An 18,736-nucleotide genomic window follows, 5' to 3' on the forward strand; every position below is an offset into this window, starting at 1 on the left:
AGACGGGCTGGCGGACGAGGTCGGGTGGAGCCGTAAGCGCCTGTGGTCCCGGTTCCGGTCCCAGCTCGGCATCACCCCCAAACGCGCCGCCCGGCTGGTGCGCTTCGACCACGCCGCCCACCTGCTCGCCGCGGGACACCCCGCCGCCCGCGTCGCCACCGAGAGCGGCTACGTCGACCAGTCCCACCTCCACCGCGAGATCAGGACGTTCACCGGGCTCGCACCCACGGCCCTGGCCGCCGCGCCGTGGCTCGCGATCGACGGCCTCGCCTGGCCGGCCTACCCGCCGGCCCGGCGCCCGGCGGCCGTGCGGACGTGACCGCCGGGTTCACCATCCCACACCACCGGGTTCATCGCCCCACCGCCCCTCACCCGCACCGGCGCGCGCACAGGCCTGGTTCAGGCTGCACGGGTGTGGGAAAGCGGCGCCACCAAGATCGAGCGCGCCCATCTGACCCACCCGAGGACCTCGTTGGACAGCCACCGTTGCGCCCGCCCCGACTCGGCCGGCGACGCCGAGCCGTGGCGCTGCCCCGAATGCGGCATGGTGCGGGAGGCCCTCTCCCCCACCCCGGTCACGGCACCGCCGGCCGCCGCCCCCGAACCGCCGAAGCGCGCCTCCGGAACGCTCTCCGTCGTCACCTTCGTGGCCATCGGCGCGGGCGCCCTCTGGTTCGGGCTGGACGCCGTGTCGTCTTCCGCGGAGGCGGGCATCGGCGTCTTCGCCGTTCTGTTGTTCGTCGCCGTGGTGGTCGCCTGGTGGCAGGATGCCCGGGCGAAGTTCGCGCGAGGCGAGAACCCCCGCCGTGGTGCAGCTCACCGACTACGAGCTGCGCACCGGCAAGAGACACGGCTGATGCCTGAACGAGAAGGTCCCCGGGCAGGACATCACGCGATGGGACGGCCGGGCCTGCCGGCGCTGATCCAGGCCCGCCGCCGATCCCGGGCCCGCCGCCGAAAGGAACCGATCGTCACGCCCCCTCGTCTCCAGCTGACCTCCGTGACCGTCGCCACCTCGCAGCCGCGTGAGCAGGCGCGCTTCTACGCCCGGCTGCTCGGCCGGCTCGTCACCGCGGAGGAAGGCCCGGACCAGGGCGAGCCCGAGGAGGCGGGGTGGGCGCTGGAGTGCGGGGCGGCCGAGGCCGGATTCCAGCCGCAGCCCGACGTCCGCGTCATCCTCGACCCCGACGGGCATTCCTTCCGCCTAAACCGGTGATCGTCGGCCCGCGCGAGCGGGAGGCACGTTTCCGGCCTTCCCGCTCGGTTAGGACAAGGGCTCGCGGGAATTCGACCAGGAAAGGCACAGATATGAGCACCGACGACAAGATCCGTAACAAGGCTCAGGAGCTCAAGGGACGGGCGAAGGAGAACGTCGGCGACGCCACCGGCGACGAGCGGCTGCGCGCCGAGGGGCGCGCCGACCGGACCGAGGGCGGCCTGAAGCAGGCCGGCGAGAAGGTCAAGGACGCGGGCAAGAAGGTGAAGGACGCCTTCAAGAAGTGAACGCCGGGCCGCCGCGTCGAGCCGGGGGGTCAGGCCAGAGCGGGCCAGGGGGCCGGCGGGCCTGAGGCGAAGAAGCGCAGCAGCCCGAGCAGCCGGCCGGCCGCGGGGGCGCTCCAGTGGCGCTCGCCCGGATGCGGGACGGGGTCGGCCAGCCGCGCCAGGGCCCACGTGAGGTGATACCACAACACGCGGGCCTCCCACCCCGGCACGTCCGTCTCGCCGGATTCCTCCCGGTAGCCGGCCAGTACCGCCGGGACACCGGTGAGCGGCACCTTGGCGAAGTCGGCGGCCGCGTCCGCCCACTGCGCGTCACCCCAGTCCACGATCCCGGAAAGTCGGGACGTCTCCGGGTGGACGAGCAGATTCTGTGGCGCGAGGTCACCGTGCGCCAGGACGAGGGGCGGGTCGGCGGGCAGGTGCGCCGACAGGCGGCCGGCCCAGCCGGTCAGCCAGCGGGCGGCCTCGGCGTCGAGCCAGCCGGCCGCGTGAAGGTCCTCGACGAGGGCCGGCGCGTCCACGGCGCCGTCCGCCACGGGCACGGTGGCCAGGGCGGGCCCGGCGGTCCTGCGTACGCGGTGCAGCCGGGCCAGGTCCCGTCCGACTTGGCGCAGGCCGCCGGCGGCACGGTCGCCGGGCAGGTCCAGGCGCGGCTGGTCGTCGCCGTGCGCCCGCTCCAGCACCATGTACGGCACGTCCACCACCGAGCGTGAGTCGTCGAAGGCGACGAGCGGCGGCGTCCGCACCTCCGCGCGCACGGCCACGGGGATGACCTCGGCCTCCTTGACCAGGTCCGCGACGAAGCGCTCGGCTCGCGGGATGCGGACGACCAGCTCCTCGCCCAGCAGGAAGGCGTGGTTGGCCACGCCTTGCGGAAGCGGCCGGATCCTTCCGCCGGCTCCGTGCAGGGCGGCGATCGCCGCCAGCGTCTCGGCGCCCGGCTCCTGGCCCGGCATCGGCATCGGCATCGGCATCGGCATCGACACGGGCATGGGCATGGGCATGGCCGAGGATGGTGGCACAGGCGGCTCGTGAGCGGAAATCGGCATCGGCGAGCATGCTGGCACAGGAGGCGCGGATCCGTCTCCTGCTTTTCCGCAGGACACCGGGCGGCGCCGCCGTCTCAGCCGGCGCCCACGGCGGCCTCGATCGCCGCCACCCGGCCGGCCACGGGCCCGGCCGGCACGTCCACGATCCGGTAACCGAAGGTCCGGTAGGTCTCCTCGTGCAGCCGCTCGAACACCAGCGACTCCTCGAAGCCGATCCGGCGGGCCGCGGTCGGCTCGCAGAACCCGAGATTACGCACGAAGAACACCTCGCGCTCGTAGACCCGTTCACGGGTGATCCGGTCGATCTCGGCCGACAGCGCCGGGGAGATCGGATGGCCGACGAAGGTGCTCAGAGCGTACGTGCAGATGGGCGAACGGTCGAAGAACCGCCACTCCCGCCGAGCCGCGGCAGGAGCGAGCGTCGCCTGCCGCTGCACGGCCACGACCTGGTCGATGAAGGACGGCCGCGTCCACGGCTCGGCCTCGCCGCGTGCCTGCTCGGCCGCGATCACCGCCGTGGCGGCCTCCTCCACCGTCGCATGGCCGAGGGCCGCCAGCCGGTGCAGGATCGTCGTCTTTCCGGAACCGGGGGTTCCGGTGAGGATGTAACGCTTCATCGTCGTACGGGCTGCCTTCCAGGCACACGAACGGAAAAAGAGAAGAAGGGGAGGGCCGGACGCCACCACCAGGAGAACCCCTCGGGCCGGGCGGAATCGACACGCGCGGCCACCAGCAAGGGCTCACCCCAACCTACACCCGCCGCGAACGGCTCGCACGCGACCGCCCCGTCCCGCAGACTGCCAACCAGGACCCCCACACGGCTGCGGGAGGCGCCCGATGCCCACACGCGCGACCCTGGTGCTGGCGGCACTCCTGCTCATCGCCCGCTGCGATACCGCGCCGCCCCCGCCGGGCCCGCCCGCGCAGGCCGCCCCCACCAGCGGCTGCCAGGCCGCCACCCGGCTGGAGCCCGGCACCCACCGGCTCGGCCACGCCGGTCTCGAACGCCGCTTCCTGCTCTCGGTCCCCGACGGTGACGGCCCCCACCCCGTCATCCTCGACCTGCACGGACTCAACTCCACCGCGAGCCGCCAGACGGCCTACAGCCGGCTGGCCGAGCAGGGCTCGCGCCGCGGCTACATCGTGGCCACCCCGCAGGCCGCCGACGGACGCATGGGCTGGACCCTCCCCGGCACCGCCGGCCCCGACGACGCCGCGTTCCTGGCCGCCCTCCTCGACCACCTGCGGCGCAACCTGTGCGTCGACACCGGGCGCGAGTTCGCCGCCGGCACGTCCTACGGCGCCGCCATGTCCGCCGCGCTGGTCTGCGCCCTGGACGGACGCCTGGCCGCCGTCGCCGCCGTGGCCGGCCTCAACATCGTCCGCCCCTGCGCGAACGCCGTCCCGACCACGATCGTGGCCTTCCACGGCACCGCCGACCGCATCGTCCCCTACCGCGGCGGCCATCCGCTGCGCGACGCCACCGGCGACCTGCGCGCGCTCGCCGACCTCGTCGTCCTCGACCCGGTGGAACGGGCGGCCGGCGGCTGGGCCGCCCGCCTCGGCTGCACCGGCCGCACCACCCGCTCCCTGACCGGCCAGGTACGGCTGCGCGAGTGGACCTCATGCCCCGCCGGCGTCACCCTGCGCCTCTACACGGTCGACGGAGGCGGCCACACCTGGCCCGGCGGCATCGAGGTGCCCTGGCTCGGGGCCACGACCCGCGACCTGGACGCCACCGGCCTGATCCTCGACACCTTCGACCGCGCCCCCTCCCGCTGACCGCCTCGGCCGGTGACGGCCGGCGACAGGCCGACACCAGTGAGCGCCGCAACCGGCGACCGTTGCAAACGGTGACCAATGCGCCATGGCCGGCCCGGCCATGGCGGGCGCTTCCGCGATCAGGCATCGCGAACAGCCGCAGCTCACCCCGTTCCAACCACTAATCTTGTCGCTCATGAGTCAGGTGGGACAGCCGGCGGCGCGCGCCCTGATGCGCAGGCTCGCCGTCGAACAGGCCGAGTGCAGGGTGCCGTCGCTGACGGCGGCGATCGTCCGCGACGGGCGGACCGTATGGTTCGGGGGGCGCGGGCGCGTCGGTGACGCGGCCCCGACCGCCGCCACCCAGTACCGCATCGGATCGATCACCAAGAGCATGATCGCCGTCGTCGTCATGCGGCTGCGCGACGAGGGCGCCCTGAGCCTGAACGACCCGCTGGAGCAGCACCTGCCCGGCACCCGCCTCGGCCACCTGACCATCGCCCAGCTCCTCTCGCACACCTCCGGGCTCACCGCCGAGCCGCCCACCGCCTGGTGGGAGCGCACCCCCGGCATCCCCGCGGCCGACCTGCTCGACAGGGTCGGGCCCGAGGAGCTCAAACACCGGCCCGGCCGCCGCTTCCACTACTCCAACGTCGGCTTCGCCGTGCTCGGCGAGCTCGTCGGCCGGCTGCGCGGCACCACCTGGCTCAAGGCGCTGCGCGCCGAGGTGCTCGATCCGCTCGGCATGCACGACACCACCACCCGTCCCCGCCCTCCCCACGCCACCGGCTACGCCGTCCACCCCTGGGCCGACGTCGTCCTCGAAGAGCCCGAGCACGACGCCGACGCGATGGCGCCGGCGGGCCAGCTGTGGTCCACCCCGCACGACCTGGCCCGCTGGGCGGCGTTCCTGTGCGGCGAGACCGACGGCGTGCTGTGCCCCGACACCCTCGCCGAGATGCGCGAACCCGCCGGCGTCGACGACGGCGACGCCTGGATCGGCGGGTTCGGGCTGGGCCTGCAACTGGCCAGGACCGGCGGGCGCCGCCTGTCCGGCCACTCCGGGTCCATGCCCGGCTTCCTGGCCACCGTCTGGGCCCAGCCGTCGGAGAGCGTGGGCGTGCTGTTCATGGCCAACACGACCTCCGGCATGAGCGGCACGCTGCTCACCGACCTGCTCGACATCCTGGATGAGCACGAGCCGCGCCTGCCCGACGAGTGGGGGCCCGTGCCCGCCGACCCCGACCTGCTGGCGCTGACCGGGCTGTGGCACTGGGGGCCCAAGCCGTACGCGCTGCGGCTGCTGCCCGACCGCGGCCTGGCGCTGGAGCCGATCGGCGGAGGCGGGCGGGCCTCGCGGTTCGTGCCGCAGGACGACGGCACCTGGCTCGGGCTCGACGGCTACTACGCCGGCGAGACGCTGCGGCCGGCCGCCGACCACCTCGACCTCAACACCTTCATCTTCACCCGCGAGCCCTACGCCCCGGCCGCGCCGGTGCCGGGCGGCGCGGGCGACTGGCACGCCTGACCCGCGCCCCGAGGCCGGCCAGGTCCCGCGACCAGGCCGGCCAACACGAGGAGCGCCGGATCCCGTCATGCCGGCGGGCCGGCCCCGCTCACACGTGCACGGGAAGCAGCGAGGACAGCGTACGCAGCGAGTGACGCGCGAGCGCGACGGCGAACGGGCGGACCAGCGGCCACGCCGCCCACCCCAGCACCCCGAGCGGCAGCTCCAGCTCCTCGGCCCACACCACGCGGCTGCCGTCCCGGCACGGGCTGACCCGGATCGCGCCCCGGCCGCGCACGATCCGGCCGGTGTGCGTGACCCGCATCAGCGTCGGCGGCTGCCAGTGGGTGATCGTCATCGTGTCCAGGAACCCGATCGGCCACACGCCCGTGTACGCCTCCAGCTCCCGCTCGCTCACCTGGCGGGCCGTGGTCATGAACATCCACTCCTGGTGCCTGGGCCAGTCGGTGATCAGCTCGAACACCTGCTCCGGCGGCGCGGGCACATGCGCGGCGGCGGCCGCGTACACGGGTTTCACCGGGTTTCCCCCATCTGGTGGCCGATCGATGGCTCAGGCCCATCCTCGCCCCCGGACGGGGACGGCGCCCGCAGGCGCGCGGACCGGAAGATCGTCCGTCCGGCGACGTCGGGACTTTCGTCCCTATCCCGGCGGTCTCGCTCGCGGCAGGGTGGGAGCGTGCCACACCGAACCACGCCGCCCCCTCCGGTGACCAGGCGGTTGTCCCGATCCGAGTCCCTGCGTCTGCTGCGGAACGTGTCCTACGGCCGGATCGTGTTCATCAGCCGCGCGTTGCCGGCCATCCGGCTCATTCCGCACGTCATGGACGACGGGGCCCTGCTCACCGGCCTGCCCGGCGACACCGACCTCGCCGCGCTGCTCACGAAGCCCGCGCCCGTGGTGTACGAGGCCGACCTGCTGGACCCGGCCACCCGCCTGGGCTGGAGCGTCACGCTCACCGGCCGGGCCGGACCCTTGACCGACCCGGACGAGCTCGGCCGGGCCATGACCCGCCTCAAGCCCTGGCCCGGCCGCCCGATCGACCTCGTGGCCCGCATCCAGCCCGAGCTCGTCACCGGCTTCCACACCTTCAGCCCGTGACACCTCCCGCCCGGGTCAGAGTGATTTCCCGCCTTTCGAGCCAGATTTTCGCAAGCCGATTCGTGCGTGGCGATGCTGTCCAGGACACAGGCGGACGCGGACCTGCTCCCGCCGTTCGTCACCCCCGACGGCGAGGTGGGCAGCATGATCGTGGCCGTCGGTTCGGGGCGGGGCAGGCCGCCGCCCTGGTCCTCTGCCGCAGTCGGTGGACCGGCCTGAACGAGACCGTGAGCAGCGGCCGCGCGAACGACGAGATCAGCGGCGGCAGAACGGCCGTGGTCACGACCGGCAACGTGATCGCGCACATCAGGACCCACAACTCATCGGGAACGGTGGTCTACCAGGCTCAGGGCAGCCACGCGATCGTGACGATGGTTCATCGCGAGATCCGTTCCGCACGCAGTTCCTGCAAGTGGGGATATGTCCTGCCCATTCCCGGGACGGCCCAGATGTACTGTCATTGGCGCAGCGCCTAGCCGAAAGCCGAATGTGCGCGGGGATCAGCCGCGCCCACCGGTGAACGGCGCCTCGCCCTCCCTCAGCGGCCGGAACCGCAGCGCCGACCACAGCTCGTCCACCGCCACCTGACCGTTGGGCCGCAGCCCGAACTCCCCCACGATGGGCCACAACGTGTCGCGGTTGATGTCGGACCGGTTGCCCTTGGGGTAGGCCACCCAGACGACGGCAGGCTCGGCGAGATGCGCGCGCCGCTCGCCGAGCAGGCGGCGGGCGGCCGCGGCGTCGGCGGCGAAGAACACCGCGACCCCGGCCTCCTTCAGCTCCTCGGTGTAGCGGGCCCCTTCGGGCAGCGGCTCCACCAGCGGGCGGTGGGCCGGGTCGGAGATCCAGAGCGTGGTCTCCGGCTTGACGAGCAGTTTGGCGGCGACGGTCTTGGCGGCCATGGTCAGGCCCTCTCATAGGTCAGGTTCAGCACGCCGGTGCTGAAGGTCTCGGAACGGGTCAGCGTGAGCGGGAGGGTGCCGATCCCATCATCGAACAGGCGCTTGCCGGCGCCGAGCACGATGGGGTGCACGAGCAGGGTGAGCTCGTCCAGCAGGCCCTCGCGCAACATCCAGGCCACCAGGGACACGCTGCCGGTGACGCCGATGTGCTTGCCCGGCCGCTCCTTGAGCCGGGTCAGCTCCTTGTGCGGGTCGCCGGCCAGGACGGTGGTGTTCTCCCAGGACGGGGTGGTCAGGGTGGTGGAGAGGACGTACTTGGGCGCGGCGTTGAGCGTCGCCGCCATGGGGTCCTTGGTGGCGTCCTGGCGCGGCCAGTGCGCGGCGAAGACTTCGTACGTGCGCCGCCCGAGCAGCAGGGCGTCCGCGGCCTCCATCTGGGCGGCCACCACCTGGTTCATCTCGTCGTTCAGGTAGGGGAAGTGCCAGGTCTCCGGCGCCTCGGTGACACCGTCGAGGGAGATGAACAGGGTCGCGATGATCTTTCTCATGGGGACTCCACTCCTTGACAAATAGTTTTGTCCGGCGGACGGCTTTCACCCTCCCACCGACAAATCTGTTTGTCAAGGAAGGGTGGGCCCGTGCGGGAAAGGATTGGACGTGCGCGGGCGCGGGCTTGTAGCTTGCCGTTGTCCGTGACACCGCCCGAGGAGGTGAGTCCCATGAACGCTGTAGCGATGTGGGTGCTCCCCCTCCCCGTCACGGCCGGCGATTGACGTAGGTGTCGCCGGGAGCGCCTCGCCACCAGGGCACTCCCGAAAGGCGCCACCATGAACGCTCCGCACTTCCCCGCCGGACCGCCGTCGGACGGCACGTCCGGGCCCGGCGTCCCCGATCACGCGTACGACGTGATCATCGCCGGATGCGGGCCCACCGGCGCGATGCTGGCCGCCGAGCTACGGCTGCACGACGTACGGGTCCTCGTCCTGGAGCAGGAGACCGAGCCCAAGTCGTTCGTCCGCATCGTCGGCCTGCACATGCGCAGCCTTGAGCTGATGGCGATGCGCGGCCTGCTGGACCGCCTGCTCGAACACGGGCGAAAGCGACCGGCCGCCGGATTCTTCGCCGCGATCGACAAACCCGTGCCCAAGAACCTGGACTCCGCGCACGCTTACCTGCTGGGCATCCCGCAGCCGGTCATCGAGCGCCTGCTCGAAGCGCACGCGACCGGCCTCGGCGCACACGTCCGGCGCGGCCATGCGGTGACCTGGTTCGAGCAGGACGACGCAGGTGTGACCGTCCAGGTGGCCGGCGGCGAACGCCTGCGCGCGCGCTATCTCGTCGGCTGCGACGGCGGGCGCAGCACGGTGCGCAAGCTGCTCGGCGTCGGCTTCCCCGGCGAGCCCGCGCGGACCGAGACGCTGATGGGCGAGATGGCTGCGGGCGTGCCGCAGGAGGAGATCGCCGCCGCGCTCACCGCACTGCGCGAGCTGCCGCACCCCTTCTGGATCCGCCCCTTCGGCCAGGGGGTTTACAGCGTCGTCGTCCCCGCAGGGGAGGTCGGCGACCGGGCGGAACCACCCACTCTGGAGGATTTCCGGCGGCGGCTGCGCGCCGTCGCCGGAACCGACTTCGGCGTGCACTCCCCGCGCTGGCTGTCCCGCTTCGGCGACGCCACCCGGCTGGCCGAACGCTACCGGGACGGGCGGGTGCTGCTGGCCGGCGACGCGGCGCACATCCATCCCCCCATCGGCGGGCAGGGGCTCAACCTCGGCGTTCAGGACGCGGTCAACCTCGGCTGGAAACTGGCCGGGCGGATCCGCGGCTGGGCGCCGGCGTCACTGCTGGACACCTACCAGGCCGAACGCCGCCCGGTCGCCGAGGACGTGCTGGACAACACCCGCGCCCAGGCCGAGCTGCTGTCCCCCGGGCCCGGCCCGCGAGCCGTGCGCCGGCTGCTGGCCGAACTGATGGACTTCGACGAGGTGAACCGGCACCTGATCGAGAAGATCGCCGCGATCGGCGTCCGCTACGACTTCGGCCCCGGCCCCGCCCTGCTCGGCCGCCGGTTGCCCGACCTCGACGTGAAGCAGGGCCGGCTCTACGATCTGCTGCGCCGAGGTCGCGGCCTGCTGCTGGACCGCACCGAACGCCTGACCACGGGCGGCTGGTCGGACCGGGTCGACCACGTCGCGGATCCGACCGCGTCCGTGGATCATCCGTGCGTCCTGCTCCGCCCCGACGGCCACGTGGCCTGGATCGGCGACGATCAGCAGGGCCTGGACGAGCAGCTCTCCCGCTGGTTCGGCAACCCCACCGGCTGAGGCCGTCAGGGAAGCCTCACCGCGCCGGCGCCTCGTGGCCCGGCGCGGTGACGGCCGCGGCACCCCCGGCGGCGCCTACCGTGGCGCCACTCGCGATGGCGCCCAGGATGGCCAGGCAGTTCGCCCACAGCAGGTCGAGGCGCCCGGTGTCGTTGTAGAGCTTGGCGAAGAGCACCTGACCCTCAAGCTGGGCGACCACGGACCGCGCGGCCTCGCGGGTGTCGGCGACGGTGACCTCGCCGCGCTCCCTGGCCTCGGTGACGACCTCGTCCACCAGGTCGACCTGCGCGCCGAAGATCTGCTGCAGGCGCACGCGGAGGGCTTCGGTCTGGTTGCTCATCTCCAGGGTCAGGTTGCCGAACAGGCAGCCGGAGACGGTGCCGCAGCTCTGCTGCCCGGCGTGCTGGACGGCCTGGGTCGCCTCGAACAGCCGGCGCAGGCGCTGGAGCGGCGGATCGCCGCCGCGCAGGATGCGCTCCCAGTCGCCGCGCTGGGCGGCCCAGTGTTCGTCGATGACGGCCAGGGCGAGATCCTCCTTTGAGGCGAAAAAGTAGTAGAAACTACCCTTCGGCACTCCGGCCGCCTTGCAGATCTCGGCCACGCCCAGCGCTGAGTAACCACGCAGCTCGATGAGCGTCTGCGCGGCGCTGAGGATCCTCTCCTTGGCGTCACTCGTTCGTCCCATATTGCTAGTGTACGACCGGTCGTCTACTTCTACTGGACCGGTCGACTAGCGAACCGGTCACAGGCCGCCCGAGAGGCTCCAGGCCGAGACGACCTCCACATGCCGCAGCCCGCCCGACTCCGAGATGTGACGGAACCACGCCGCGCACTCCGGCACCGAGTTGATCTCCCGCGCGGCCTCCTCGGCCTCGGCCCGGCTGCGCCACAGGATCACGTCCAGCCACTCGCCGTCGTCGTCCTTGGTCAGATAGGCGGCCAGGCAGGCCGGGAAGCGCCGCCGCAACGCCGCCACCATCTCCGGCCGTTCGGCCACCAACGTGTCCTCGGCCCCCTCCCGCACCCTGAACCGGGCCAGTTCGATCGTCATGCCCGGCGAGGGCTGAGGTTCGTCCGCTGTCATCATGCTTCCTTCCGTGCTCGGCTGGGACCATCTTCGACCTCTCTGCTCTATCACGTCCGTTTCGGGGGTGGCGTGAGCCGCCCCAGCCGGATTCGCGCAGGTCGCCGCAGCCGAATGCGGCCCACGCGCCGTCCGGGTTTTTGACGATTGTCGACCGGTCGTCTACCATCATAGACGACCGGTCGGCTAAGCGGCCGGTCAGCAGCAACATCGAAGAAGGTCATCATGAACCACCAGGGTCAGAAGGTCGCGCTCATCACCGGCGCGTCGCAGGGCATCGGAGCCGGCCTCGTCGAGGCGTACCGCCGGCTCGATTACGCCGTCGTCGCGATCTCCCGCACGATCACCGCCCCCGACGACCCCGGCATCATCGCCGTGCAGGGCGACGTCGCCGACCGCGCCACCGCCGAACGGGCGACGAAGGCGGCCGTCGAACGGTTCGGCCGGGTCGACACCCTGGTCAACAACGCCGGCATCTTCGTCGCCAAGCCGTTCACCGACTACACCGCCGACGACTACGCCGCCGTGACCGCGGTGAACCTCGACGGCTTCTTCCACATCACCCAGCTCGCCGCCGAGCACATGCTCGCCCAGGGCGGCGGCCACATCGTCAACATCACCACCAGCCTGATCGACAACCCCGACTCGCGCGTCCCGTCCGTGCTGGCCGCGCTGTCCAAGGGCGGCCTCCAGGCCGCCACCAGGTCGCTGGCCATCGAGTACGCCACGCGCGGCATCCGCGTCAACGCCGTCTCGCCGGGCACCATCGCCACCCCCATGCACCCGCGAGAGACGCACGACGCCCTCGCGGCGCTGCAGCCGATGGGCCGGCTGGGAGAGACGAAGGACATCGTGGACGCGGTCGTCTACCTGGAGAACGCCCCCTTCGTCACCGGCGAGATCCTGCACGTCGACGGCGGCGTCAGTGCCGGCCACTGACGCGATGAGCGGCGAGAACGACCGGGAGACGGTCCTGCGCGGCGTCCTCGACAAGTGGAAGGCCGGCGTGGACGCGCACGAGCCCCAGCGCGTCGCGGCCCTGTTCACCGAGGACGCCATCTTCCAGGGCCTGCGCCCCTACAGCGTCGGACGGCCGGGCGTCGCCGCCTACTACGACTCCCAGCCGCCCGGCCTGACGGCCGCGTACCGCATCCTGGAGACCAGGGATCTGGCCGCCGGCCTCGTCCTCGGCTATCTGGCCGTCGAGTTCTCCTTCGCCGACCGCCCGTCCCTCCACGTCAACCTCGCCGTGCTGGTACGGCGAGCCGGGGCGGACTGGCTCATCGCCCACTACCAGGTCTCCCAGCTCGGCTGAGGCAGGCCGGGCGTCAGGCGTGCGGCGCGCCGGATCGTTCGATCAGGTCCGTCATCGCCTGCTGGAATTCGCGGCGCCGCCGTTCGCTCCAGCCCTCCGTCAGCCGGTCGAAGACCCGCTCCTGCCAGTCATGGGCCTGATCAAGCAGGGTGCGGCCGGCTGACGTGAGCGTCGCCTGACGCTGCCGCCCGTCCGCCTCCGAGGCCCCGATGGCCAGGTATCCGGCCAAGGCCGCGGCCTTGACCAGGCGCGACGCGCCGCTCTGGTCGATGCCGATCTCCTGGGCCACGGCGTTGACCGTCGCCGCGGCCCCGCGCAGGGTCAGCGCGTGGACGGCCTCGGCGGCGAGCACGAGCCGGCCGTGCTCGGCCGGCTCGCCGTCACCGACCGGCGGCCGGCGCGACCAGTACCGGACGAACGCGAACAACGCCTGCCCAGGCCCCGGCGCGCTCATTCGGTGGCCGCCATCGCCGCGCAGAGCCCGGCCAGCTCCAGCGCCTGCCGGAGATCCGGCAGGCGGAGCGCGGCGGTCACCTTTCCGCCACGCACCCGGAACACCGTCGCCACCCGCGTCGAGTCCGGCGAACCCGGCCAGGTGGCGTCCTGCTCCACGACCATGAGACGTTCGCCGACCGGGTGCCACGACCGCGGGCGCGACGTGATCCCCGACCGTTCCACCCACCGCGCGAACTGCGCGGGCGTGATCGCTCCCGCCCCCTTCGGGCCGAGGACGACGATCGGATCGCCGACCGCCCGCGCCGAACGTTCCAGGTCACCCTCGTTGACGCTCGCGTGCCACTCGCCGATGGCCGCTTCCAGTGCCGGTTCCATCCCTGAAGTGTATGCGAAACACATACATCCCGCGTGAGGGGTCAGGCGGCGGGCGGGGTGGCGATCCGCCGGGCGGCCTCGACCACGGCGGCGCGGCGGCGGGCGGCCTCCGCCTCGTGGGAGGCGTCGCCGCCGGACAACATGCGGGCGATCTGCGGCGCCGCCGACCAGTAGCTCGACAGGGAGATGATCAGGAAGACCAGGTGTGCAGGCGCGATGGCGTCGTCGATCAGCCCGGCCCGTTGCGCCGCCGCCACGGCCGCGGCCTTGCCGGCGTAGAGCTCGGTGCGCGCGAGCTCGTCCGGGATGCCGCCGGTGTCCGACAGCCCCTCCCACAGCACCAGCCGGGCCAGGTCGGGGTTGGCCCGCTGGTAGTCGAAGGTCCGGCCGGCGAACTCGCCGACGTCCGCGGGGCTGGTGATGACCAGCGGCACGGCGTTGGCGATCTTGTCCAGCTCGCCGCGGATCACCACCGAGAACAGCTTCGCCTTGTCGCCGAAGTAGTTGTAGACCCGCTCGCGATTGACCTGGGCGCGCTTGGCGATCCGGTCGACGGTCGTGCCCTCCTGGCCGTGCTGGGCGAACTCGGCCAGCGCCGCCTCGTAGATGCGGCGTTTCGTTCCCTCGACGTCCCAAGCCATGCGCACATCGTACCAACACCAACGTTGCAGTTGGAATCGCGCCGGGTTACAGTGGAGAGGAAACAGCAACACGAGCGTTGGAATTTCGCGGCGCAGGCGACGCCGGCTCCCGCGCCATCAGCACGATCCGATCGAACGCCCATCTCCGGGAGCATGACCATGACTGGCAAGACCGTACTCATCACCGGTGCGACCAGCGGCGTCGGCGCGAGCGCCGCCCGGTTGCTGCTCGGCCGCGGCCACCGCGTGACCGTCACCGGCCGCGACGAAGGCAAGCTCAAGTCCTTCCTGGACGAGACCGGCCACCGCGACCGGCTGCTCGGCCTCGTCTCCGACGCGGCCGACTGGGAGGCCACCCAGGACGCCGTGGCCCGCACCGTGGAGCGCTTCGGCGGCCTGGACGCCGCGGTGGCCAACGCCGGGTTCGCCTCCGCCGACCACCTGAGCACCGCGGGCTCGACCATCTTCGACGGCGACCCGGCGCTGTGGCCGCCGATGATCCTCACCAACGTGCTCGGCCCGGCCCTGCTGGCCAGGGCCGCCCTGCCCCACCTTGAGGCGGGCGGCGGGCGGCTGGTGCTCGTGGGCAGCGTCGTCGGGCTGAAGAACGCCCCTGCCAACCTCTACTCGGCCACCAAGTGGGCCGTCACCGGGCTCGCCGAGAACCTGCGCATGTACGCCACCACCCGCGGCGTCGGTGTCACCCTCGTCAACCCCGGCATGATCGACACCCCCTTCTGGCAGGACAACGCCGTCCCCGCCTACGCCCTGGCGCCCGAGCCCGTCGCCGAGGCCATCTGCTACGCCCTCGACCAGCCGGCGGGCGTCGACGTCAACACCGTGACCGTCCGGCCCATCGGCCAGCCCAACTGACCGGGGCGCCGGCGGAATATCCAGGTGCGCCGGGCCGACGGGCTGGTGTCTGATCGAAGGCATGACGATCGAGATGGGCACCCCCGAGGCGGGCCGGCTCGGCGACGTGACGCGGGTCCTGGCGCAGTGGCAGCACGACGACGTGCCCGTGCAGGTGCATCCGGGCGACATCGGGTGGTTCTGGCGGTTCGGCGCGGAGCGTACGGCGCGGGCCACGCGGACCTGGAGCCGGGGCGCGGAGCTGCTGGCGGTCGGGCTGCTGGACGGCCCCGACCTGCTGCGGCTGGCGTTCGCGCCGGGAACGCTGCGCGAGGAGGAGCTGGCGCGGCGGGTGGCCGCGGACGCGTCGGCGCCCGGGAGCGGTGTGCTGCCCGCCGGCAAGGTGTACGTGGAGGCGCCGGCCGGGGCCCTGGTCAGGGACCTGCTGGCCGAGGACGGCTGGCGGAGCGGCGAGGCGTGGACGCTGCTCCGGCTCGACCTCGGCGCCCCCGTGCCCGATCCCGGCGTCCTCGTCGAGGAGATCGGGCCGGAGCGGGCCCACGAGTGGGCCGCGGTCGTGCGGGCGTCGTTCGACGGCTCGACGTTCGACGGCGAACGCTGGCACGCGATGGCGGCGGGCGCGCCGTACGCGGACGCGCGCTGCCTGCTCGCCCGCGACCGGCAGGGACGCGCGGCGGCGGCCGTGGCGGTGTGGTCGGCCGGCCCGGGCAGGATCGGCCTGATCGAGCCGCTGGGCGTGCACCGCGACCACCGCGGCCACGGCCACGGCCGGGCGATCACTCATGCGGCGGCCCGCGCGCTGCGGGAGCTCGGCTCGTCCAGCGTGGCCGTCTACACGCCGAGCGGTAACACCGGCGGCGTCGCCACCTACCTCTCGGCCGGAATGGAACGGGTGTCGGAAAGGCTGGATCTGTACCGCGACACTCCTTGACGCCCGGCCCGGTCACGACTCCAGGAAGTGCAGCACCGCCAGCACCCGGCGGCTGTAGCCGGTCGTGTGCGACAGGCCGAGCTTGTCGAACAGCGAGTTGACGTGCTTCTCCACCGCGCTCTGCGACACGTGCAGGGACTGGGCGATCGAGGCGTTGGTCAGCCCCTGCGCCATCCGCTCCAGCACCTCGCGCTCGCGCGCCGTCAGCCGGGCCAGCGGATCCACCTGCGTGGTCCGCGCCAGCAGCTGCCGCACCACCTCGGGGTCGAACGCCGCCCCGCCCGCACCGACCCGTTCGAGCGCGTCCAGGAAGTCGCCCACCTGGCCCACCCGGTCCTTCAGCAGGTAGCCGACGCCCTCGACGTCGGAGCTCATCAGCTCGGTGGCGTAGCGCTTCTCCACGTACTGCGACAGCACCAGCACCTTGATCTCCGGCCAGCGCCGCCGGATCTCCAGCGCGGCCCGCAGGCCCTCGTCGGTGTGGGTGGGCGGCATGCGTACGTCCACCACCACGATGTCCGGCCGATGCTCGGTCACCGCCGTCACCAGCGCCTGCCCGTCGCCCACGGCGGCCGGCACCTCGTGACCCTCCTCCAGCAGCAGCCGGATCAGGCCCTCACGCAGCAACGTCGAGTCCTCGGCCAGGATCACCCGCACGGGAGCACCGCCGTGACCACCGTCGGCCCGCCCGCCGGGCTGCTGACCTCGAATTGGCCGTCCAGCGCCGCCACCCGCCTGGCCAGCCCCGACAGGCCGCCGCCGGACGCCCGCGCGCCCCCCGCGCCGTCGTCGCGCACGCGTACGGCCACCGCCCCGTCCTCCTGTTCCACCTCGACCGCGATGAGCGCGGCCCCGGCGTGCTTGGCCGCGTTCGTCACCGCCTCGCACACCACGAAGTACGCCGCCGTCTCCACCGCCATCGGCGGCCGCTCACCGAGCCGGCAGTCCACCTTGACCGGCACGCTGGAGCGCTCGGCCACCCCGGCCAGCGCCTCGCCGAGCCCGAGCGAGTCCAGCCCGCTCGGGTAGGCCCGCCAGGCCACCTCGCGCAGCTCGGCCAGCGCCTGCTGCGCCTCCTGGTGGGCCTGCGCGAGCAGCTCGGGGCGGCCGCGCAGCGAGCGGCCGATGAGCATCGACAGCCCCACCAGCCGCTGCTGGAGCCCGTCGTGCAGGTCACGTTCGATGCGGCGGCGTTCGGCGTCAACCGCGGCCACGATGCCCGCCCGGCTCTCGGCCAGCTCGGCGATGCGCCGCTCCAGCGCCTCGGTCGGGTCGGGGCCCAGCAGGCGCAGCGCCAGGCGGCGCTCCAGGGCGTGCACCCCGGCCAGGCCCGACAGCACCAGGAAGAGCGTCACGAACCCGGCCAGGGACAGGTACGCCACCAGTGGCGCCGTGGGCAGCATGCCGTCGAACGGCTCGCCCCGGCCCCACGCCGCCACGATCTGCACGCCGGTCCAGGCGCCCCAGGCCAGCAGGAGCAGCACCAGCCCGCCGAGCACCCCGATCGGCGCCCGCGCGGCCAGATAGCCGGCCGCGCGGGCGTCGCGGTAGTCGAGCGCCGACGGGTCCAGGCGCAGGCGCCACGCCTCCAGCCGGGCCAGCCGCCGCGCCGACGCCCGTACGTTGGGATTGCCCAGGAACGGCAGCGTCAGCATCAGGAAGACCAGCTCGACCGGCGCGGTGAGCGCGCCGAGCGCCACCGCTCCCGCCGTGATGCCGCCCGCCGCGCCGGCCCCGCGCAACCCGTCAAGGGCGGTTCGCATGCCTCCCCTTGCGCCGCTCGGTCAGCCGGACGCCGACGAAGACGACGATCGCCAGCACCACGAGGCCGATCACCACGTTGGTGCCGATGCCCACGTAGGACTCCACCAGCTCCCACTGCTCGCCCATCCAGTAGCCGGCCATCACGAAGATGGTGTTCCAGATGAGGCTGCCGGCCGTGGTCAGCAGCGTGAACGTCAGGACGGGCATCCGCTCGACGCCTGCCGGGATGGAGATGAGGCTGCGGAAAATGGGGATCATCCGCCCGAAGAAGACGGTCTTGCGGCCGTGGCGCTGGAACCACGCCTCGGTCTTCTCGATGTCGGAGGTCTTGACGAGGGGAAGCTTGGCGGCGATGGCCAGGGTGCGCTCACGGCCCAGCAGCGCTCCGACCCAGTACAGCGCGAGCGCGCCGATCACCGAGCCGAGCGTCGTGCACACCAGGACATCGAGGAGATCCATCTCGCCCCTGCTGGCGGTGAAGCCCGACAGTGGCAGGATCACCTCACTAGGAAGGGGCGGAAACAGGTTCTCCAGGGCGATGGCGAGCCCGGCGCCGGGGGCGCCCAGGCTCTCCATCAGTCCAACCAGCCAGTCAGTCATGAGATCAAGGCTATGAAAAATCGGGGAACGTGCGGAATGGGGCGGCTGCCCGTATGACACTGCGGTAAACCCCACCCCATCCGTACCGTACACTGTACGGCCGTGAGCTCTTCCACGGACCTGACCCGGCACGCCGCGATCTTCCAGCCCGGCGACCCGCCACGCGAGGGGCACGTGGCCTTCCTCGACCCCGCCGGCGACGACCTGATCACCATCGCGGAAGCGAGCGAGCCAGGAGGGCCGGGAGAGCCCGGCACCAGGACCGTCCCCGCCACCCTCGTCCCCGTCGGCACGGCGGTGGCCACCCTGGCCAGGGCCCGCAAGGACCCCGCCGCCCACCCGGCCGCCCGCTTCTGGGGCGGCGCGGCGCTCATCGCGCTGCAACTGCTCACCCGCGGACGCATCCTGCCGGGCGTCTCCCCCGGCGACCACGACTCCTGGCGCGCCGGGCTGCTGGACGCCGACGACTTCCAGCGCGTGCGCGAACTGGCCGCCGCCACGCTCGCCGCCGCCGATCACCACCACGCGCGAGTCGCG

At 72.7% G+C, this 18,736-nt stretch carries 26 protein-coding genes and 1 pseudogene; 14 read left to right on the forward strand and 13 right to left on the reverse strand.

The genetic code is table 11. The features are described from left to right. The 3 genes from ABFX54_RS51750 to ABFX54_RS51760 all read left to right on the forward strand — a co-directional run. Positions 1-319, forward strand: a 319-nt coding sequence (locus ABFX54_RS51750; RefSeq protein ID WP_346114620.1) for a helix-turn-helix domain-containing protein, incomplete at its 5' end; no start/stop codon positions are given. Between the two features lie 93 nt (positions 320-412). Continuing rightward, positions 413-1,216: a hypothetical protein gene (locus ABFX54_RS51755; protein WP_346114621.1), complete on the forward strand. Its 804-nt coding sequence runs from the start codon at positions 413-415 to the stop codon at positions 1,214-1,216. 92 nt (positions 1,217-1,308) lie between these two features. Next, a complete protein-coding gene (locus ABFX54_RS51760) occupies positions 1,309-1,503 on the forward strand; it encodes a CsbD family protein (RefSeq protein WP_346114623.1) in 195 nt (64 codons plus the stop codon). Positions 1,504-1,532: 29 nt separating this feature from the next. Here the strand turns inward: ABFX54_RS51760 and ABFX54_RS51765 are convergent, their stop codons facing one another. Together ABFX54_RS51765 and ABFX54_RS51770 are read right to left on the reverse strand one after the other, a co-directional pair. Then, a complete protein-coding gene (locus ABFX54_RS51765; protein ID WP_346114624.1) occupies positions 1,533-2,504 on the reverse strand; it encodes a phosphotransferase family protein in 972 nt (323 codons plus the stop codon). Between the two features lie 119 nt (positions 2,505-2,623). Further along, a complete protein-coding gene (locus tag ABFX54_RS51770; RefSeq protein ID WP_346114625.1) occupies positions 2,624-3,166 on the reverse strand; it encodes an AAA family ATPase in 543 nt (180 codons plus the stop codon). A 220-nt stretch (positions 3,167-3,386) separates the two neighbouring features. On the opposite strand from ABFX54_RS51770, the gene ABFX54_RS51775 reads away from it, so the two are divergent. Together ABFX54_RS51775 and ABFX54_RS51780 are read left to right on the forward strand one after the other, a co-directional pair. Continuing rightward, a complete protein-coding gene (locus ABFX54_RS51775) occupies positions 3,387-4,331 on the forward strand; it encodes a CE1 family esterase (protein WP_346114626.1) in 945 nt (314 codons plus the stop codon). A gap of 175 nt (positions 4,332-4,506) precedes the next feature. After that, on the forward strand, positions 4,507-5,838 hold the full coding sequence (locus ABFX54_RS51780; protein ID WP_346114628.1) for a serine hydrolase domain-containing protein: 1,332 nt from the start codon (positions 4,507-4,509) through the stop codon (positions 5,836-5,838). Between the two features lie 88 nt (positions 5,839-5,926). On the opposite strand, the gene ABFX54_RS51785 is transcribed toward ABFX54_RS51780, so the two are convergent. Beyond that, positions 5,927-6,355, reverse strand: a complete 429-nt coding sequence (locus ABFX54_RS51785; RefSeq protein WP_346114629.1) for an SRPBCC family protein — start codon at positions 6,353-6,355, stop codon at positions 5,927-5,929. 159 nt (positions 6,356-6,514) lie between these two features. Between ABFX54_RS51785 and ABFX54_RS51790 the strand changes: the two genes are divergently transcribed. The 3 genes from ABFX54_RS51790 to ABFX54_RS51800 all read left to right on the forward strand — a co-directional run bounded on the left by ABFX54_RS51790 (position 6,515) and on the right by ABFX54_RS51800 (position 7,413). Then, entirely contained in the window at positions 6,515-6,937 is a 423-nt protein-coding gene (locus tag ABFX54_RS51790) for a pyridoxamine 5'-phosphate oxidase family protein (RefSeq protein WP_346114630.1), read from the forward strand. 66 nt (positions 6,938-7,003) lie between these two features. Next, positions 7,004-7,156, forward strand: a complete 153-nt coding sequence (locus tag ABFX54_RS51795; RefSeq protein WP_346114631.1) for a hypothetical protein — start codon at positions 7,004-7,006, stop codon at positions 7,154-7,156. An 8-nt stretch (positions 7,157-7,164) separates the two neighbouring features. Continuing rightward, positions 7,165-7,413, forward strand: a complete 249-nt coding sequence (locus tag ABFX54_RS51800; RefSeq protein ID WP_346114632.1) for a hypothetical protein — start codon at positions 7,165-7,167, stop codon at positions 7,411-7,413. Between the two features lie 24 nt (positions 7,414-7,437). Here the strand turns inward: ABFX54_RS51800 and ABFX54_RS51805 are convergent, their stop codons facing one another. Further along, the gene (locus tag ABFX54_RS51805) at positions 7,438-7,839 is read right to left on the reverse strand and encodes a hypothetical protein (protein WP_346114633.1); all 402 of its coding nucleotides are present in this window, start codon (positions 7,837-7,839) and stop codon (positions 7,438-7,440) included. Positions 7,840-7,841: 2 nt separating this feature from the next. Continuing rightward, complete coding sequence (locus ABFX54_RS51810) at positions 7,842-8,387, reverse strand: dihydrofolate reductase family protein (RefSeq protein WP_346114634.1); 546 nt, start codon at positions 8,385-8,387, stop codon at positions 7,842-7,844. A 279-nt stretch (positions 8,388-8,666) separates the two neighbouring features. On the opposite strand from ABFX54_RS51810, the gene ABFX54_RS51815 reads away from it, so the two are divergent. Beyond that, positions 8,667-10,160, forward strand: coding sequence for an FAD-dependent monooxygenase (locus ABFX54_RS51815; protein WP_346114635.1), 1,494 nt, complete (start codon positions 8,667-8,669; stop codon positions 10,158-10,160). Between the two features lie 16 nt (positions 10,161-10,176). On the opposite strand, the gene ABFX54_RS51820 is transcribed toward ABFX54_RS51815, so the two are convergent. Further along, entirely contained in the window at positions 10,177-10,845 is a 669-nt protein-coding gene (locus ABFX54_RS51820) for a TetR/AcrR family transcriptional regulator (RefSeq protein WP_346114637.1), read from the reverse strand. Between the two features lie 57 nt (positions 10,846-10,902). Further along, complete coding sequence (locus ABFX54_RS51825) at positions 10,903-11,247, reverse strand: antibiotic biosynthesis monooxygenase (RefSeq protein WP_346114638.1); 345 nt, start codon at positions 11,245-11,247, stop codon at positions 10,903-10,905. Between the two features lie 222 nt (positions 11,248-11,469). Here ABFX54_RS51825 and ABFX54_RS51830 point away from each other — a divergent pair, with 222 nt between their 5' ends. Together ABFX54_RS51830 and ABFX54_RS51835 are read left to right on the forward strand one after the other, a co-directional pair. Further along, complete coding sequence (locus ABFX54_RS51830; protein ID WP_346114640.1) at positions 11,470-12,183, forward strand: SDR family NAD(P)-dependent oxidoreductase; 714 nt, start codon at positions 11,470-11,472, stop codon at positions 12,181-12,183. A gap of 4 nt (positions 12,184-12,187) precedes the next feature. Then, positions 12,188-12,559, forward strand: a complete 372-nt coding sequence (locus ABFX54_RS51835; protein WP_346114641.1) for a YybH family protein — start codon at positions 12,188-12,190, stop codon at positions 12,557-12,559. A gap of 13 nt (positions 12,560-12,572) precedes the next feature. Here ABFX54_RS51835 and ABFX54_RS51840 read toward each other — a convergent pair whose 3' ends face one another. From ABFX54_RS51840 to ABFX54_RS51850, 3 genes are read right to left on the reverse strand one after another with little or no spacing between them, the layout of a single operon-like run. After that, on the reverse strand, positions 12,573-13,013 hold the full coding sequence (locus tag ABFX54_RS51840) for a MarR family winged helix-turn-helix transcriptional regulator (RefSeq protein ID WP_346114643.1): 441 nt from the start codon (positions 13,011-13,013) through the stop codon (positions 12,573-12,575). After that, positions 13,010-13,390: a hypothetical protein gene (locus ABFX54_RS51845; RefSeq protein WP_346114644.1), complete on the reverse strand. Its 381-nt coding sequence runs from the start codon at positions 13,388-13,390 to the stop codon at positions 13,010-13,012. The genes ABFX54_RS51840 and ABFX54_RS51845 overlap by 4 nt, the downstream gene beginning before the upstream one ends. Before the next feature lie 41 nt (positions 13,391-13,431). Then, positions 13,432-14,031, reverse strand: coding sequence for a TetR/AcrR family transcriptional regulator (locus tag ABFX54_RS51850; protein WP_346114646.1), 600 nt, complete (start codon positions 14,029-14,031; stop codon positions 13,432-13,434). 159 nt (positions 14,032-14,190) lie between these two features. Here ABFX54_RS51850 and ABFX54_RS51855 point away from each other — a divergent pair, with 159 nt between their 5' ends. Both ABFX54_RS51855 and ABFX54_RS51860 read left to right on the forward strand, forming a co-directional pair. Beyond that, positions 14,191-14,904 carry an SDR family oxidoreductase gene (locus ABFX54_RS51855; protein ID WP_346114647.1) on the forward strand — a complete coding sequence of 238 codons (714 nt, stop codon included), beginning with the start codon at positions 14,191-14,193 and terminating at the stop codon, positions 14,902-14,904. 61 nt (positions 14,905-14,965) lie between these two features. Then, entirely contained in the window at positions 14,966-15,835 is an 870-nt protein-coding gene (locus tag ABFX54_RS51860; RefSeq protein WP_346114649.1) for a GNAT family N-acetyltransferase, read from the forward strand. Between the two features lie 12 nt (positions 15,836-15,847). On the opposite strand, the gene ABFX54_RS51865 is transcribed toward ABFX54_RS51860, so the two are convergent. Genes ABFX54_RS51865 through ABFX54_RS51875 form a run of 3 tightly spaced genes read right to left on the reverse strand, consistent with a single transcriptional unit; the run spans position 15,848 to position 18,199 of the window. Further along, positions 15,848-16,492, reverse strand: a complete 645-nt coding sequence (locus tag ABFX54_RS51865; protein WP_346114650.1) for a response regulator — start codon at positions 16,490-16,492, stop codon at positions 15,848-15,850. Continuing rightward, the gene (locus ABFX54_RS51870; protein WP_346114651.1) at positions 16,483-17,598 is read right to left on the reverse strand and encodes a sensor histidine kinase; all 1,116 of its coding nucleotides are present in this window, start codon (positions 17,596-17,598) and stop codon (positions 16,483-16,485) included. Before ABFX54_RS51870 ends, ABFX54_RS51865 begins: the two co-directional genes overlap by 10 nt. After that, on the reverse strand, positions 17,582-18,199 hold the full coding sequence (locus ABFX54_RS51875; RefSeq protein WP_346114652.1) for a DedA family protein: 618 nt from the start codon (positions 18,197-18,199) through the stop codon (positions 17,582-17,584). The genes ABFX54_RS51870 and ABFX54_RS51875 overlap by 17 nt, the downstream gene beginning before the upstream one ends. 102 nt (positions 18,200-18,301) lie before the next feature. Between ABFX54_RS51875 and ABFX54_RS51880 the strand changes: the two are divergent. Next, positions 18,302-18,736, forward strand: a pseudogene (locus ABFX54_RS51880) (hypothetical protein); the annotation flags it as partial.

Source organism: Nonomuraea maheshkhaliensis, assembly GCF_039529435.1.
GTDB classification, from domain to species: domain Bacteria; phylum Actinomycetota; class Actinomycetes; order Streptosporangiales; family Streptosporangiaceae; genus Nonomuraea; species Nonomuraea maheshkhaliensis.

Bases quoted from the DNA above. Each gene is read 5' to 3' on its own strand.
- ABFX54_RS51760 (WP_346114623.1), top strand. From the start codon at position 1,309: ATGAGCACCGACGACAAGATCCGTAACAAGGCTCAGGAGCTCAAGGGA.
- ABFX54_RS51765 (WP_346114624.1), bottom strand. From the start codon at position 2,504: ATGCCCATGCCCATGCCCGTGTCGATGCCGATGCCGATGCCGATGCCG.
- ABFX54_RS51770 (WP_346114625.1), bottom strand. From the start codon at position 3,166: ATGAAGCGTTACATCCTCACCGGAACCCCCGGTTCCGGAAAGACGACG.
- ABFX54_RS51775 (WP_346114626.1), top strand. From the start codon at position 3,387: ATGCCCACACGCGCGACCCTGGTGCTGGCGGCACTCCTGCTCATCGCC.
- ABFX54_RS51780 (WP_346114628.1), top strand. From the start codon at position 4,507: ATGAGTCAGGTGGGACAGCCGGCGGCGCGCGCCCTGATGCGCAGGCTC.
- ABFX54_RS51805 (WP_346114633.1), bottom strand. From the start codon at position 7,839: ATGGCCGCCAAGACCGTCGCCGCCAAACTGCTCGTCAAGCCGGAGACC.
- ABFX54_RS51810 (WP_346114634.1), bottom strand. From the start codon at position 8,387: ATGAGAAAGATCATCGCGACCCTGTTCATCTCCCTCGACGGTGTCACC.
- ABFX54_RS51815 (WP_346114635.1), top strand. From the start codon at position 8,667: ATGAACGCTCCGCACTTCCCCGCCGGACCGCCGTCGGACGGCACGTCC.
- ABFX54_RS51820 (WP_346114637.1), bottom strand. From the start codon at position 10,845: ATGGGACGAACGAGTGACGCCAAGGAGAGGATCCTCAGCGCCGCGCAG.
- ABFX54_RS51825 (WP_346114638.1), bottom strand. From the start codon at position 11,247: ATGATGACAGCGGACGAACCTCAGCCCTCGCCGGGCATGACGATCGAA.
- ABFX54_RS51830 (WP_346114640.1), top strand. From the start codon at position 11,470: ATGAACCACCAGGGTCAGAAGGTCGCGCTCATCACCGGCGCGTCGCAG.
- ABFX54_RS51835 (WP_346114641.1), top strand. From the start codon at position 12,188: ATGAGCGGCGAGAACGACCGGGAGACGGTCCTGCGCGGCGTCCTCGAC.
- ABFX54_RS51840 (WP_346114643.1), bottom strand. From the start codon at position 13,013: ATGAGCGCGCCGGGGCCTGGGCAGGCGTTGTTCGCGTTCGTCCGGTAC.
- ABFX54_RS51845 (WP_346114644.1), bottom strand. From the start codon at position 13,390: ATGGAACCGGCACTGGAAGCGGCCATCGGCGAGTGGCACGCGAGCGTC.
- ABFX54_RS51850 (WP_346114646.1), bottom strand. From the start codon at position 14,031: ATGGCTTGGGACGTCGAGGGAACGAAACGCCGCATCTACGAGGCGGCG.
- ABFX54_RS51855 (WP_346114647.1), top strand. From the start codon at position 14,191: ATGACTGGCAAGACCGTACTCATCACCGGTGCGACCAGCGGCGTCGGC.
- ABFX54_RS51860 (WP_346114649.1), top strand. From the start codon at position 14,966: ATGACGATCGAGATGGGCACCCCCGAGGCGGGCCGGCTCGGCGACGTG.
- ABFX54_RS51870 (WP_346114651.1), bottom strand. From the start codon at position 17,598: ATGCGAACCGCCCTTGACGGGTTGCGCGGGGCCGGCGCGGCGGGCGGC.
- ABFX54_RS51875 (WP_346114652.1), bottom strand. From the start codon at position 18,199: ATGACTGACTGGCTGGTTGGACTGATGGAGAGCCTGGGCGCCCCCGGC.